Consider the following 14757-nt stretch of genomic DNA (forward strand, 5'->3'; position numbering starts at 1 on the left):
CGATCACATTGACACGCTGGCGTGGTGAGCTGAGGGAACTACCTGTGGAATTACGCGACTATCTGAGAATCCTGCATAAGAATTGGATTCTGATTGTTGCGACGACGCTTCTGGGCGTTGCGGCAGCAGCTGCAACATCCATCGTCGCGACGCCGAAGTACGTCTCATCCACAGAGCTGTATGTCAGCGTGCGTTCCGGGTCCGAGTCGGCAACGTCCGAACTCGTGCAGGGTACGAGCTTCGCCCGCCAGGCCGTCACCTCCTATGTGTCGATTGTGAACAGCGCGCGCGTACTCGACCCGGTGATCGAGGAACTCGGTCTCGACGTGACGTCACAGCAGCTCGCCTCCAGAGTTAGCGCGAGTTCGCCGCTGAACACGGTGCTCATCCAGGTGAGCGTTACCGATGACGATCCGATTCGGGCAGCCGAGATCGCGAACTCGGTCGGCAAGAACTTCATCGACGTTGTGGTCAACGTGCTCGAGAAGCCCGAGGGCGAAGCGGCCAGCTTGGTCAAGATCGAGACCGTGCAGCCGGCGCTTCCCGCCGCCCGTCCCGCAAGCCCCAACGTTCCGATGAACCTTGCTTTGGGACTGCTCGTCGGCCTGGCAGTCGGTATCGGCGTTGCAGTGCTACGGACCGTGCTCGACACGCGCATTCACTCCAGTCACGACATCGAGCAGATCACCGACACCCCAATCGTGGGCGGGATCACCTTCGACCCCGACGCGAAAAAGCGTCCGCTCGTTGTGCACGCCGATCCTCGCAGCCCGCGAGCCGAATCGTTCCGCACCCTGCGCACCAACCTTCAGTTCCTCAACGTCGACAACGGCCCCCGCAGTTTTGTCGTCACCAGCTCGGTGCCGGGCGAAGGGAAGAGCACGACCTCGGCGAACCTGGCGATCTCGCTGGCCGAGACGGGCGCAAAGGTCGCGCTGGTTGATGGCGACCTGCGCCTCCCGCGCGTTGCCGAGTACATGGGCATCGAGGGCGCTGTCGGCCTGACCGATGTTCTGATCGGGCGCGCCGAACTCGCCGACGTCGTGCAGCAGTGGGGCCGCAACATGCTCTTTGTGCTGCCCAGCGGCCGGATTCCCCCTAACCCGAGCGAATTGCTCGGCTCGGCCAATATGGCGAGACTGCTCGGCACGTTGACTGAAGAGTTCGACTACGTCATCATCGACGCCCCGCCGCTGCTGCTGGTGACAGACGCCGCTGTGATCAGCAAGTTGGCGGGGGGAGCAATCCTCGTCGCGGCATCCGGGCGCACCAAGAAGAATGAAATCGCCGGCGCCGTGCGCTCACTCGAGCACATCGGCAGCCGCCTGCTCGGCGTCGTTATTACGATGCTGCCGACCAAGGGGCCCGATTCCTACGGATACGGCACCTACGGATACGGCGACACGCACAGCTTCGAGCAGCTAGAACCCAGCACAACGGCCAAGGGCCGCGCGCGCGGCCGAAAGGTTCGAGCGTGACCGAATTCACCATTCTGACGGTGTGCACCGGCAACATCTGCCGCTCTCCGCTGGCAGAACAGCTTCTGCGCGCCGGGATGGCCCACTGGTCGGAGGTCAGCGTTGCGAGCGCAGGCTCTGGTGCTCTCGTCGGCAAGCCGATGACAGACCAAGCGCAGGCGCTCTCGTCGCGATTTGGAGCGACGGATGCTGCGGCCCACATCGCGCGCGCGTTGACCGTCGAGCACGTGCGTGCTGCGGATTTGATTCTTGCGCTGTCACGGGAGCACCGCCGAGCGATCGTCGAGCTACTGCCACGAGCGTCCCGCAAGACGTTCACCCTGCGCGAGTTGGCGCGGCTGATCGCCGACGTCCCCGCTGAGGAACTCGAGCACGCGGCCCGGTTGGACTCATCGGACGTCGCGGGACGCTTTGCCGAGCTCGTCGATGTGGCGGCATCGCGGCGCGGTCTCGTTGCGCCGCCGGAGTCGCCGGACGACGACGATGTCATCGACCCTTACCGTCAGCCCGACGGTGTGTACGAGGCGTCCGCCCAGCAGCTGGTTCCCGCCGTGCAAACGGTGCTCGCCCAGTTCGCCCGAGTTGCGGCGGTCACGTTGCCGTAGGCATTGCTATGACTCGTCTTACCCGAAATCCAATGAAGCGTCCGGATCCGAACCGGACTGCCCGCCGACACCGCTTGCTGATCGCCGGCCTTGTGGCGTTCCTGCTCTTCGACGCAGGTCTGGTCGCTATCGCGCTAAACGAGAACCGACCCACCATGTCTCCGATGGTCGAGCCCGCCGAGACCTCCATGCCGTCGGTCTCGCCGACCCCGTCGGTCGAGCCCACCCCGTCGGTTGAGCCCGTCGAGACCCCGCCTGCTGTGGTCCCCACCCGCATCCTGACCGCCCTCAACGGCGAGCTCGCGTGGCGTGCCACCACAGGGGCCTGTCCTGACACCGAGGCCCGTCCGGAGATCACGACCGATGCCGGCGCAACCTGGACCGCGACGAATGCCACACGCCCAACCGGCGTCGTGGCGCTCCAGAGCATCAGCATCACCGGCTCTGAAGTCGCATCCATGATCGGCCTCACTCGCGAGGACTGCTCTCCCGCCTACATTCGCACCTACGTCGCCGGCGACAACTACGAGGAGTATCCGCCCGAGCTCCCCAGCGCCTGGTTTGTGAACCCTGCCAACCGGGCAACAGTGCACAGCCCTGAGGGAGACTTCGTGGCCCCGTGCACGGTTATCGCGTTGGCCGCACGCGACGACAATTCCGCCGCAGTGCTCTGTGATGATCACACGGTGCGCACAACGACCAATGCGGCCGAGGCCTGGTCGGAAGGTCTGGCAGTGCCGGGCGCGATAAATCTGGCGCGCAGCAGTTCTGGCTATGTGCTGGCGGCCGTCGGAGCACCAGGTTGTGCTGGCGTGCAGGTTGCTGCGGTGTCACCGGACGCTGCGGCCGTAACGCCAACCGGCTGCCTGCCTACCTCGGCGGCAATCGAGACGATCACCGGCAACCTTGCTCTATCTGAGGCTGGCGGCACGCTATGGATTTGGGCCGGCGATGAGCTCCGCCGTTCTGGGGATGGGGGAGTCACATGGCTGTGACCGACTTCGCAACAAGGCGAATGCAAGAGTTATACGCGGCGGGGCCGTTCTCGCGGTTCGGCACGCAGTTCGCCGTTGATGGTGTGTCATGGGCGCTTGCGCTGGTGGTCGCAGTGGTCATGCGGTACGAGTTCGACGTGGTCCAAGTGGCATGGATACCTTTGGCGTTCGTCTGCGTTACTGCGGTGATCGCGCAACTGGTCGCCGGGTGGATTTTCTTTCTTTACCGCGGACGTCACCCGTTCGGTAGTTTCGCCGAGGTTCGCTCGCTCTTCTGGGCGGTGCTTTTTACAGCCAGCGTCATCGGCGTACCGACCGTGTTATTCGGTACAGAAATGGACGTTCCGCGCAGTACGGTGCTGATTGCCTCTCCCCTCGCGTTCGTCTTCATGGGCGCCATGCGCTACTTGAAACGACTGCTCGTTGAGCGTGCGGTAATTCATGAAGATGGCGTGCAAAAGGCGCTTATTTATGGCGCCGGCTACCTCGGATCAACGCTCGTTCGTCGCATGCGCACCGACCGCCGCTCGCCCTTTGTTCCCTGTGGGGCTGATCGACGACGACCCGCTCAAACGCAATGTGCATCTGGACGGCGTCCCGGTTGTCGGGTCCCGCGGAACGCTTCGAAAGGCCGCACGAGAAACGAATGCAACTGTGCTAATCGTCACGATCGGTCACGCTGATGCAACTCTGTTGCGCGAGATCTCGGATGCTGCGACCCGAGGCTCACCTGCAGGTCAAAGTGCTCCCTTTGCTGGAGGACGTCCTTGAAGGCAAATCTCGTCTCCGTGACCTAAGGGACGTTTCGATTGAGGATCTGATCGGCCGCCATCCGGTCAACACGCAAGTCGAGGAGATCGCGGGTTATCTGGAAGGCAAACGCGTGCTCGTCACCGGCGCCGGAGGCTCCATCGGTTCAGAACTGAGTCGCCAGATCAGCAAGTACGGCCCGGCGGAACTCATTTTGCTCGACCGAGACGAAACCGGGCTGCAGAGTACTCAGCTGACCATTTCCGGCCACGGGCTGCTTGACACCAGGGACGTCGTCCTTGCCGATATCCGCGACATCGAATCCCTCAAGGAGATTTTCACTGAGCGTCGTCCGGAGGTCGTTTTCCACGCCGCAGCGCTGAAGCACCTCCCAATGCTCGAACAGTACCCAGACGAGGCCTGGAAGACGAACGTCCTGGGCACTCTGAATGTACTCCAGGCGGCAAGAGCTGTTGGTGTCACGACATTCGTGAACATCTCCACGGACAAGGCAGCCAATCCGACCAGCGTGCTCGGCCACTCGAAGCGAGTCGGTGAGAAGCTCACTGCTTGGGCTGCCGAGAAGACAGGGCTCAATTATGTGTCTGTCCGGTTCGGCAACGTCATTGGAAGCCGCGGCTCGATGCTGCCCACGTTTACTGCCCTGATCGAGGCTGGCGGACCGCTAACCGTCACGCACCCCGATGTCACGCGATTCTTCATGACGATTCCCGAGGCATGCCAACTAGTGGTGCAGGCTGGAGCAATCGGGCGGCCCGGGGAAGTGCTCATTCTCGATATGGGGGAGCCGGTGCGGATCCTGGACGTCGCCGAGCGAATGATCGCGATGTCGGGCAAGGACGTGTCAATCACCTTTACAGGTCTGCGTGAAGGGGAGAAGCTGCATGAGGACCTAGTAGGGGACCACGAGTCGACTGCACGGCCTTTCCACCCGAAGATTTCGCATGCCCGGGTCGGAAGCATCACTCCCGAGCGCCTCGACAGAGTGGGCTGGTTGCTGCGCTGTCGCCCGGGCGATAGTCGCGCAAGTATGAAGACCATGGCGCCAGCAGGAGATACGGCGTGAGCCCCGTTGTGATCCTGCTCATAGTCCTCTTCCTCAGCATGACGCTTCCAGGAGTTGTTCGTCCGCTCCTACAGCGTCGGCACATGTTGGATATTCCGAATGCGCGATCATCGCATGTGCAACCCGCCCTGAGAGGTGGCGGGATAGCGCCGCTAATTGCGTTCACGATCGGCCTCGTGCTCTTCACGGTCGCGAGCCCCGCGCCGATTGAGACGGGCACGCTTGCCGTGTGTCTTGGAGTGGCAGCAGCTTCAGGGATAGTCGGGTGGATCGAGGATGTGAAGGGTGCCTCAGTGCGCGTGCGCGCTACAGCCCAGGCAACGATCGGCCTTGCAGGGTCGGCCATCCTCATCGGCATGTCTGACCTAACTTGGTTGCTGCTGCCGATATTCGCTCTGTCCATCGCCGCATACATAAACGTTGCGAATTTCATGGACGGAATCAACGGCATCTCGACGCTGCATGCGGCGGTTGTCGGGGGCACGTACGCAGTGCTCGGGCTCCTGACAAGCTCCCTTTGGTTGACCGCGGCAGGTGCCGTGCTCGCATTGGCGTTCATCGGTTTCCTCCCCTGGAACCTACTGCCTAGACGGATGTTCCTCGGAGACGTAGGCAGCTATCTACTCGGCGGGAGCATTTCCGCTCTCGCCGTGGCCGCCCTCAGTCACGGCCTCCCTTTCATTGCGGTCGCGAGCCCACTTCTCCTCTACATCGCGGACACCGGAATAACGCTCGTACGCCGAGTCGCTAACGGGGAGCGCTGGCATGAGGCTCATCGAACTCACATATATCAAAGGCTCACTGACATCGGCCTATCGCATCTTCAGACCGCTGGAATCGTATCCGCAGGAGCGGTCTGCCTAAGTGGATTGGGACTCGGAACCGTCATATTCCCGGATGTCGCACCGCTTCTGATTGCAAGCCAGGCTCTCCTCTTGTTGGCATACGTGGCTCTCGGGAGCGTTCTCGGCCGTAGAGTACGTGAGATTGCAGGAGCGAGGAGGACGGGCGAATGAAGGCACTCGTGACTGGAGCAAGCGGCTTCGTTGGCCGTCACCTGCTCGAACACTTGAAGCACCGTGGCCATGAGGTCACAGCGGTCGTTCGGCGAACTGGTTTGGCGTCGCACGTCGATCGTGAAGTAGTCGTCGATGGAATCGGTGGCGACACCGACTGGACGGATGTGCTGGCTGGACACGACGTTGTGATTCACCTCGCAGCCCGCGTGCACGTCATGCGAGACAACTCGATGGACCCCCTCGCGGAGCATCGAGCGGTAAACACCGCCGGCACCCTGCGGCTTGCGCATGCGGCGGCAGACCAGGGTGTTCGACGGTTCGTGTTCATGAGCACGATCAAAGTCAACGGCGAAGGCCAGAAGAATCATCGTTACGAAGCGAGCGACTTCCCAAACCCGCGCGATCCGTACGGTCTGTCAAAGCTTGAGGCAGAAACCGCCCTGCTGGATCTCGCCAAGCGCAGTGATCTTGACGTCGCTATTGTGCGTTCCCCGCTTGTTTATGGCCCCGACGTCGGCGGAAATTTCCGCCGGATGCTCGCACTCGTGCGAAGCGGGATACCGCTGCCCCTGGGTTCGGTGAAGAACCGCCGAACAATGACGTCGGTCTGGAACTTGGTTGACCTTTTGGAGCAAGCGTCGCTTGATCAGCGAGCGTCCGGAGCGGTTGTCCTTGCTGGCGACGCGTTCAGCCCGTCCACTCCCGAGTTGTTCCGAGCAATCGCGGAAGCAGCGGGAAGACCGAGCAGGCTATTTCCATTCCCAGTTGGCATATTGCGCCTCGGGGCAGGTCTGCTTCGGAAGTCGGATCTGGTTGACAGGCTCATCGGGTCGCTCGAGGTGGAACCCGGCTCGTCAACATCATCCAAATTCTGGAAACCGTCGGTCAGTTTCGAGGACGGAATCATGCGCACAGTCGCATGGTACGAAAACGCTATGAGCAAGGAGGTAGGGGATTGAAGGTCCTCATCACTGGGGGAGCTGGGTTTATCGGGTCGAATGTTGCGAGGTATTTCCTGGCGCAGGACCCCAACACTCAAGTGACAGTGCTCGACGATTTGAGCACAGGCTTCGAAGAGAACTTGGAAGGCCTTCGGGTCAACTTCGTGAAGGGCACGATTCTCGATGCCTCTCAACTCGCGGATCTGGCCGTCGGGATGGACTCGATCGTCCATCTCGCAGCGATTCCGAGCGTTCCACGATCCATCGCGGACCCTCGTCGCTCCCACGACGCAAATACCACCGGAACCTTGAACGTACTGGAGGCAGCCCGACAGGTCGGAGTGCCGCACATGGTGGTGGCATCCTCGAGCTCGGTTTACGGGAGCAATCCGGTCCTCCCGAAACGAGAGGACGCGTGGACACGTCCGATGAGTCCCTATGCGGCAACGAAACTCCTGACCGAGGCATATGCAATCGCATACGGCTTCTCTTACGGGCTTAAGACAACCGCTTTCAGATTTTTCAATGTTTATGGGCCCGGTCAGGCGGCGGGACACGCCTACGCCGCAGTTGTCCCACAGTTCATTGATCATGCGTTGCGAGGTGAACCACTCCCCATCCACGGCGATGGTACGCAGACACGGGATTTCACATTCGTCGACACCGTGTGTGCTGCGATCTTCCACGCAGTGGAGCGGCAACTGGGGTCGGAGAGCCCGGTCAATCTAGCGTTCGGCACGAATACCAGTCTGAACACACTTATAGGGCTGCTCGAAGGCCAGCTTGGCCACACCTTGGAGCTCGAGTCCCACCCGCGGCGCACTGGAGACGTATACGCATCGCAGGCCGATGGTTCTCTGCTGCGCGAGCTGTTTCCCGACCTTCAGCCTGTGCCGCTTGAAGTCGGACTTGCCGCGACTGTTGATTGGTTCCAGGCGCAAGGCAATCGTGAGTAACAAGCGCCTCCTCCTCGCGGTCACGATTGACGATTCACTTCAGTTCCTAAATGGTTTCCCGGAACTGTTGGTCTCGCGTGGCTGGGAAGTGCACGTCGTAGCCACGCCTGGCCCGCGGCTTTCGAAATTGTCCGAGACAGATGGCGTCATCACTCATCCGCTTTCCATGCGGCGAGAGCCGAGCCTGATGCACGATTTCCAGGCGCTCTGGCATTGGATCAGACTCGTGAGGCGGATTCGGCCGGACATCGTGTCGGTTGGCACTCCCAAGGCCGGGCTTCTTGGGTCAGTAGCCGCAGCCGTTGGGCGCGTGCCACGCCGAATCTATCTCCTACGAGGGCTGCGAATGGAAACGAGTGTCGGCTGGCGAAAACGCGTTCTCGCAACAATGGAACGTGTTGCCGCAACGTGTTCAACCAGTGTCGTGGTCATCAGCGAGAGCCTCCGCAGCCGTGCGATCGAATTGCGCCTCGTACCGGCTGCGAAGGCTCGGGTCTTGGGATCCGGCAGTTCCAACGGGGTCGATCTTGATTCGTTCGATCCGGCACGGTACTCGGTCGCGGAGGTGGAGAACCTCCGAAGGGAACTGGGCTTAGCACCGGAGGCTACGACCATAGGCTATGTCGGCCGTCTCACTCGCGACAAAGGCCTATTCGACTTGGTCGACGCGGCGCGCTTGGTAAACGAAAACGGCACCCCGCTTCAACTTCTCATCGTGGGCGGCGTGGATGATGAATCCGGGCGAGCAGCAGTGAAGGCGCTTGAATCTCTGCAGATCCCCGTCGCGCTCGCTGGTCATGTGACCGATCCGGCGATCTACTTCGCCCTGATGGACATATTCTGTCTGCCGAGCCACCGCGAGGGGTTCGGGAACGTCGTGATCGAGGCTTCAGCAATGGAGGTTCCTGTGATCGCTTCCCGGGCCACCGGAATTGTGGATGCCGTCGTCGACGGTCAGACAGGAATCCTCGTCCCTGTATCGAGTCCTCCGATGCTCGCCGGCGCGATCGATCGACTCATCAGATCACCTGAAGTGGCCCACCGGATGGGCAAAACTGGCCGGGAGTGGGTGCGAGTTAACTTCGATCGCCAGACCGTGCAGACGTTGTACGCGGATGACCTAGATGCCGAAATCGGCGCGATCAAGAGCATCGCTCCGGTCGGGGATCGCCCATGAGTTCAACCGGCAAGGCACGCCGAATCTACTTCGCGGTGCAAACTCGGTTTCACCGTGACAACGAGGGACGCATTCGAACGAACTTCGGCTACGCACGCTACGACGCTTGGCGCCCGTACCTCCAAGCGGCCGCTGAAGTGATTATCATCGGACGTGTCTCGAATATTCGTCAGGACGGTGGGACGCTCGTAGAAGGTCCCGGTGTGCGCGTCCTCGCCGTCCCGTTTTTTCACGGTGCGCGGCAGATAGTAATTAGGATGCCAACCGTTCGCCGATTTCTGAAGCGCGCTCTCGACGATCCAGACGCTTTGTATGCGGCGCGTTTCCCAAGCGTCTTGGGGAGCATGGTTAGGCAGCGTGCCCGCCAGCTGGGGGCGCCCTTCGTCGCCCAGATAGTCGGTGACCCCGAAGAGGTCCTCAAAGCGGGCGCTGGGGGGCGGTTTGGTCGACTGTTGGCTCCAATCGCCAAGAAGGCACTTGCCCATGATGTGTCCCAATCGGATGCCGTGATTTACGTGACGCGGCGGACTCTCCAAGCGAAATACCCTGCCGCCCCTAGCGCGCACACACTCGTCAGATCGAATGTGGAGTTGTCAGAGGCGAGCTTTGCTGACCGATCCCGTGACTATCAAGCGCATCCTCTCGGCTCCCCGGTTCGCATCCTGACGGCAGGCAGCCAGGATCAGGAGTACAAAGGGCATCACACGCTGATAGACGCCACGGCGATCCTACGAAACCGCGGGATCGATGTGGAGTGTGTGATCGTCGGTGGCGGGAAGTATCACGAAAACCTGATCAGCCGGGCGAGAGCCAAGGTTGGGTCGCATGGCATTACCTTCACGGGTCATCTTGCGACCGCCGATGATGTTCGAAATGAGATTCTGAAAGCCGATCTCTTCGCGATGCCTTCCCTGACCGAGGGCCTTCCGCGTGTCCTTATCGAGGCAATGGCGACGGGAATCGTGTGTATTGGGTCGCGGGTAGGCGGTATTCCGGAGCTACTGCCGCACGAATCACTTTTTACCCCGGGCGATGCCAACGAACTCGCGGACCTCATTCAGCGACTCGTTGACGATCAGAGATCTCTCACAAGACTGGCTGCCGAAAGCATGCTTAGAGCACGTGAGATTGCGGACTCGTTCTCGGGCGACCGTCTGCTGTCGGCATTCCTGCTGGACGTTTCGCAGGGTCCGAAGCCCTCGTGAGCCATACAGGATCTCAGGACGCACCGACTCCGCGGGAGCGAAGCCATGTGACCCACTTTTTCAGTCGGCTCAATCAGGGCGGCGCAGAACTCCGAACCATCGAGCTGGTGGAAAAGTCTGAATACTCGTTCGATTTCGTAGCGTTATCTGGCGAAGGTGGCTCCCTCGAACCCCGGCTAATAGAAGGTGGGCACTCAGTCTTCCGCTGCCGTCAGAGCATTCGGTCCATAATGAGGCTAGCTCGCCTTATGCGTGATCGGAACATCCGTGTCGCTCACATCCACCTTGGAGCTGCATCTGCCCTGCCCTTGTTGGCGGCCGTGCTCGCCGGGGTTCGCAAGAGGGTGGTTCACTTTCGGAGTGACACAGTTGGTGGGCGTCGGACCCTCGCCAAGAGTGTCCGGCTGGCGGCATCTCGGGCCGCAGTTGGTATGTTCGCGACAGATATCGTAGGTGTCAGCCCTGGTTCGCTATCGAGTGGTTGGCGCGCGAGGTGGAGGTCTGACCCTCGCTGCAGGGTTATTCCCAACGGAATAGACGCGGGCGAGATCAGGGAGAAAGGGGCAAAAGGATCTAGCCTGGTTCGGCGCGACGATGCCCTCATACGCGTTGCGAACGTCGGCCGGGTGGATCCCGACAAGAACAGGGCCCGCGCTGTACGAATATGGGCGGCACTCGCGCGCGAACATCCGGCCTCGATGGACCTTGTGGGTGATATCAATGAGGACGTGCGGGCGACCATTCACGAAGTCGCGAATGAGGTAGTGGGGCCGTATCTGCGCGTTGTAGGCGATTCATCCGACGTTCCCTCATACCTCTACGCCGCGGACGTATTGCTTGTCACGTCAGTCCGTGAGGGATTGCCTGGAGTTGTATTGGAGTCGCTCGCTTGCGGAACTCCTGTCGTATCAAGCGCGCTTCCCGGCGTGGAATGGATCCGCGAATCGGTGCCGGGAGTGACCGTGGTGCCGCTAGAAGCTAGGGATGAAGACTGGGCCGCCGCTCTTGTCTCCGCCAAGTTCGCAGATCGCGAGGCGATTCGCAATGGATTTGATGTCGGCCCGTTCACCATGGATGTGGCGCTAGCGAACTTCCTTGACTTATGGGGACTGTCGAACCGGACCGCGCTTTCAAGGGGCGGGGAGTCGTATGAGAACTGAGTCGAACATGCTCCCAAAGCAACCGACGGCGTTCCACCTCGTTGGTTGGGTCGCCATCGCATTCCTCATGCTGTTTCAATCTTTTGCGGCACAACCAACCAACGCGATCCTGGCGGCCGAGAGTCTTGTCATCGCGGGTGCCGCGATACTTACATTTTCAAGAATCTTGCCGGGGTCCTTCTGGTCGCCGGCCTCGATCTTTCTCTTAGTGCTAGCCCTGTTCCATTTGGGCCTAGCGCCATTCTGGCTGCTGGACATTGACCCTCGTCTTCCTCGCGCAGAAGACTATCTCTGGTTCTATGGCATCTCGGGCGCCTTCGCCCTTCAGCTGTCAATGTGGGGAATGGTTGCCTACACCCTGGCCGTTACGTTGCGTGCCCACACCCGAAGGCATATTAGCGTGCCGCGGGAACCACGATCCTTCGTGGTGACCGGACGGGCATACTCCCGTTGGGGGGCCGTATTGCTCATCGGGTCCGTAGCCTGGTGGTTCCTGCTGTCGGTCGGCGCTGGCGGAGTGGGAATTCTGTTTGGCTCGTACAGTCAATATCTCCGGGCAACTAGTTCGACGAGCGTGGACGACATTTACTACGCAATCGGCGTGGGCCTGGGGCTCACGTTGGTAGCACGTGCGGATACTGTCCTGAGCAAAGCGGGGCTCTTCTGTTTTCTCGGCTTTGCTTTCATAGCATTCTTCATCGGGCTGCGTGGAGAAGTGTTGTTTCCTCTGGCCGTCGGGGCCACAGTACTGGCGATGAGGCGAAGAATGCCGAACGGGGCCCTGACGATTCTGTTCCTTATAATCGTTCTCACTGTGGTCAATGGCGCCAAGCAAATTCGCCAGGTGGGTATCTCAAACGCTGATTTTGACTGGGCACAGGCGAGCCCCCTGGCTGCTTTAGGAGAACTCGGGTCGTCGTTGCGTGTAGTGGCGACCGTGGTGGATTGGCATCACCAACTCGGAGAACCCTTTCGCATGGGAGAGACCTACGTGGTCACCATTGCGAGAGCCCTCGAATCGGTGTTTGATCCGGCGGCCCGCCTGCCAGCATCGATGGACTTTCGACTATTCAATGCCGAAATCATGAACCGGGCTGGGGCGATCGGCGGATCGACAGCAGCGGAGGCGTACCACAACTTTGGGGTTATCGGTGTGATCGTAGGAATGGGGCTTCTTGGATGGCTTTTCGGGCACTTCTCATCGGGACCTCTCAGCGCGACGCAAATCGCGGTCTATGTCTGCCTGGCGGTGCCGCTCTTTAATCACATTCGAAACTCCTTTGTTCCTGTAGTACCTATGACAGTTGTTGCCCTGGGGTTCGTTGCGCTAGTCGTGGTGGTGTCCGGCCAGAGGCGGGCTTCAGTACCGAGCGGTCCAAATGAGAATTAGACGGCTTGTGGGAGGGCGGACGGCGGCGACGGCGAGCTGGGGTGCTTTGGCGGTCGCAGTGTCTGCTGTAACTGGGATTCTCACCGCCCGAACGCTGGGGCCGGAGGATCGCGGCACGTTGGCGCTTGCGGTTTCGGTTGCCGGGCTCTGTGTGCTCGTTGGCGCCGCAGGAACAAACGTATCCGTTCGCCGGTTGCTTCCGCGAGGGGCGGAGGGAGTCTCACAGAGAGGGTACGAACGGCTATCGCTGAAGCTGCTCGTCCCTTTAATGGTGATACTCCTCGGCGCGCTAATCCTGCTGGCAGGAATCATTGACTCGGAGTTCGCCGATCCGGCGGTTGCAGTCGCATTTTTCTGCTTCGGGGTGTCGTATTTTTTGTCAAACCAGCTCCTGGATTTGATGAATGCCCACGGTTGGGTTTCTGCAGCGGCACGCACAAACGCGCTCGGATCAATCGTTTGCATGGTGCTTGTCGTATTGGCAACGATTCTTGAGCTTGGGCTTGTCGCGATGATCTACTGCTATGCGGTGTCAGTCGTGGTGCAAGTTGCGCTCGCGATGAGCGCGGTAGCGCGCACAAGAACTCCCGGTCGCACGCGAGGCGGGCAGTGGGCGCTCCTTACTAATGGTGCGAGGCTGCTCGGTCTTAACCTGGGCCAGAGTCTCACATATCGTGCTGACACCATTCTGCTCGGCGCGCTGTCAACACCAGACTCAGTGGGTCATTACGCGGTTGCCACAACGCCGGCTGCCATCCTGCGGTTACCCGCGAACGCGCTCGGTCAAGTGTCGATGCACGACGTTGCAAGCTCAGCGCAACATGTGCGCGTCACTCTACGACGTGTCCTCATTCTTGAGTCAATCCTTATTCCGGTAGCCGGGCTGGGTTGGGTGGCGGGAGGTTGGCTGATTCCTTTCGTGTATGGTTCCGAATTTGGCACCGCCGTTGACGCGTTCCGGGTGTTGCTACTCGCAGAGCTAGCGCTCGCGCCTTTTCTCGTGGTTTCACGCGTCCTAGCGGGAGGTGGAAGCCGCTTGGGTGCGAGCGTTTCTGGCACAGTCGGCGCGATTGTGCTTCTGGCGCTCTGCCCATTTCTCATTCCTCCGTTGGGTGCAAGCGGAGCTGCATGGGCGAGCGTGGCGGCGTACGGAACGATGTCGCTCGCCTCGTTAGCTTTTCTCCTGTCGGGAGCCCATCATGCTCGAAACGATGCAGATAGGGCCGGTAGATCTAACCGAGGAAACTCTGCCGGGTAACCGTGTATTTCGTCAGATTCGTGCGAAGCGTCCGTCTGGCCTTCTCAGCGATGAAGCGCAGACCCCCGATCTGCGGTTTTGTGGATGCGGCAAGTGCGCGCTGATCTAAGTGCAACCCGGTCGCCGAGTCTAAAGCGCGAGCGGCGCTTGCTTGCAGGGTTCACACGTGCTCTCGCGCCTTGTCTGTCACTCGCCTGTTTGTTCTCTTCGGCTTGTGCGATCACTGACGACGCGTGCAGGTACTCCAGCGCTTACCTTCATGGGGGGGATGGACTTTGTTACGACAGAGCCAGCGCCCACCACAGAAGAGTCACCGACGGTGACGCCAGGCAGAACGAACGAACGAGCGCCTAACCAGCTCAGCGCCCCAATCTCGACGGGCGCGGAGCTAACGCCTTGCGTGTGTACGGGACGAGTGGGGTCGGGCCATGCATGGGTGTAGGTGAGCAGCACGGACTCAAATCCGATCAGGGCTCCACTCCGGATCACGAGCTGACCACGCGCATCGAGAACCACAGAATGCGCTATGGCGCTCCCGCTCTCGATCGTGAGGTATCGCGCCCCTAGTACCTTCACCTTGCGGCTTACTTTCACGCCGTGCCCTATTTGGGCGCCCATGGCCCGAAGCATGACGATACGAGATTTTCCGAGAGCGCGATTAGGCAGGCGGGAGACTACGCCGTTGAACGCCCATTCCAGTAGCTTGTCCGACACGCGTCGAGCTGTGAGCTTCATA

General features: G+C 60.6%; 14 protein-coding genes. 13 read left to right on the plus strand and 1 reads right to left on the minus strand.

The window, feature by feature from the left end; genetic code table 11:
- Positions 1–44 precede the first annotated feature (44 nt).
- From GO591_RS02330 to GO591_RS02385, 13 genes are all read left to right on the plus strand, one after another.
- Complete coding sequence (locus tag GO591_RS02330) at positions 45–1478, plus strand: tyrosine-protein kinase domain-containing protein (RefSeq protein ID WP_157155331.1); 1434 nt, start codon at positions 45–47, stop codon at positions 1476–1478.
- Positions 1475–2083, plus strand: coding sequence for an arsenate reductase/protein-tyrosine-phosphatase family protein (locus tag GO591_RS02335; RefSeq protein WP_232466244.1), 609 nt, complete (start codon positions 1475–1477; stop codon positions 2081–2083). Before GO591_RS02330 ends, GO591_RS02335 begins: the two co-directional genes overlap by 4 nt.
- Before the next feature lie 32 nt (positions 2084–2115).
- Positions 2116–3078 (plus strand): hypothetical protein, encoded by a 963-nt coding sequence (locus tag GO591_RS02340; RefSeq protein WP_157155332.1) that lies wholly within the window; start codon positions 2116–2118, stop codon positions 3076–3078.
- Positions 3069–3761 carry a nucleoside-diphosphate sugar epimerase/dehydratase gene (locus GO591_RS15840; RefSeq protein ID WP_232466245.1) on the plus strand — a complete coding sequence of 231 codons (693 nt, stop codon included), beginning with the start codon at positions 3069–3071 and terminating at the stop codon, positions 3759–3761. The genes GO591_RS02340 and GO591_RS15840 overlap by 10 nt, the downstream gene beginning before the upstream one ends.
- A 26-nt stretch (positions 3762–3787) precedes the next feature.
- Positions 3788–4915, plus strand: coding sequence for a UDP-N-acetylglucosamine 4,6-dehydratase family protein (locus tag GO591_RS15845; protein WP_232466246.1), 1128 nt, complete (start codon positions 3788–3790; stop codon positions 4913–4915).
- Entirely contained in the window at positions 4912–5931 is a 1020-nt protein-coding gene (locus GO591_RS02350) for an MraY family glycosyltransferase (RefSeq protein WP_157155333.1), read from the plus strand. The genes GO591_RS15845 and GO591_RS02350 overlap by 4 nt, the downstream gene beginning before the upstream one ends.
- The gene (locus tag GO591_RS02355) at positions 5928–6893 is read left to right on the plus strand and encodes an NAD-dependent epimerase/dehydratase family protein (protein WP_157155334.1); all 966 of its coding nucleotides are present in this window, start codon (positions 5928–5930) and stop codon (positions 6891–6893) included. The genes GO591_RS02350 and GO591_RS02355 overlap by 4 nt, the downstream gene beginning before the upstream one ends.
- Positions 6890–7831 (plus strand): NAD-dependent epimerase/dehydratase family protein, encoded by a 942-nt coding sequence (locus tag GO591_RS02360; protein ID WP_157155335.1) that lies wholly within the window; start codon positions 6890–6892, stop codon positions 7829–7831. The genes GO591_RS02355 and GO591_RS02360 overlap by 4 nt, the downstream gene beginning before the upstream one ends.
- Positions 7824–9008 carry a glycosyltransferase family 4 protein gene (locus GO591_RS02365; RefSeq protein WP_198295529.1) on the plus strand — a complete coding sequence of 395 codons (1185 nt, stop codon included), beginning with the start codon at positions 7824–7826 and terminating at the stop codon, positions 9006–9008. The genes GO591_RS02360 and GO591_RS02365 overlap by 8 nt, the downstream gene beginning before the upstream one ends.
- Positions 9005–10213 (plus strand): glycosyltransferase, encoded by a 1209-nt coding sequence (locus GO591_RS02370; RefSeq protein WP_157155337.1) that lies wholly within the window; start codon positions 9005–9007, stop codon positions 10211–10213. The genes GO591_RS02365 and GO591_RS02370 overlap by 4 nt, the downstream gene beginning before the upstream one ends.
- A 107-nt stretch (positions 10214–10320) precedes the next feature.
- Positions 10321–11373 carry a glycosyltransferase gene (locus GO591_RS02375; RefSeq protein WP_370455328.1) on the plus strand — a complete coding sequence of 351 codons (1053 nt, stop codon included), beginning with the start codon at positions 10321–10323 and terminating at the stop codon, positions 11371–11373.
- A 7-nt stretch (positions 11374–11380) separates the two neighbouring features.
- Complete coding sequence (locus tag GO591_RS02380) at positions 11381–12763, plus strand: O-antigen polymerase (protein WP_157155339.1); 1383 nt, start codon at positions 11381–11383, stop codon at positions 12761–12763.
- Between the two features lie 58 nt (positions 12764–12821).
- Positions 12822–14021 carry a lipopolysaccharide biosynthesis protein gene (locus GO591_RS02385; RefSeq protein ID WP_157155340.1) on the plus strand — a complete coding sequence of 400 codons (1200 nt, stop codon included), beginning with the start codon at positions 12822–12824 and terminating at the stop codon, positions 14019–14021.
- A 186-nt stretch (positions 14022–14207) separates the two neighbouring features.
- On the opposite strand, the gene GO591_RS16060 is transcribed toward GO591_RS02385, so the two are convergent.
- A complete protein-coding gene (locus tag GO591_RS16060) occupies positions 14208–14756 on the minus strand; it encodes an acyltransferase (RefSeq protein WP_157155341.1) in 549 nt (182 codons plus the stop codon).
- Between the last annotated feature and the right edge of the window lies 1 nt (position 14757).

This window comes from Diaminobutyricimonas sp. LJ205, from assembly GCF_009755725.1.
In the GTDB taxonomy this organism is placed as follows: domain Bacteria; phylum Actinomycetota; class Actinomycetes; order Actinomycetales; family Microbacteriaceae; genus Ruicaihuangia.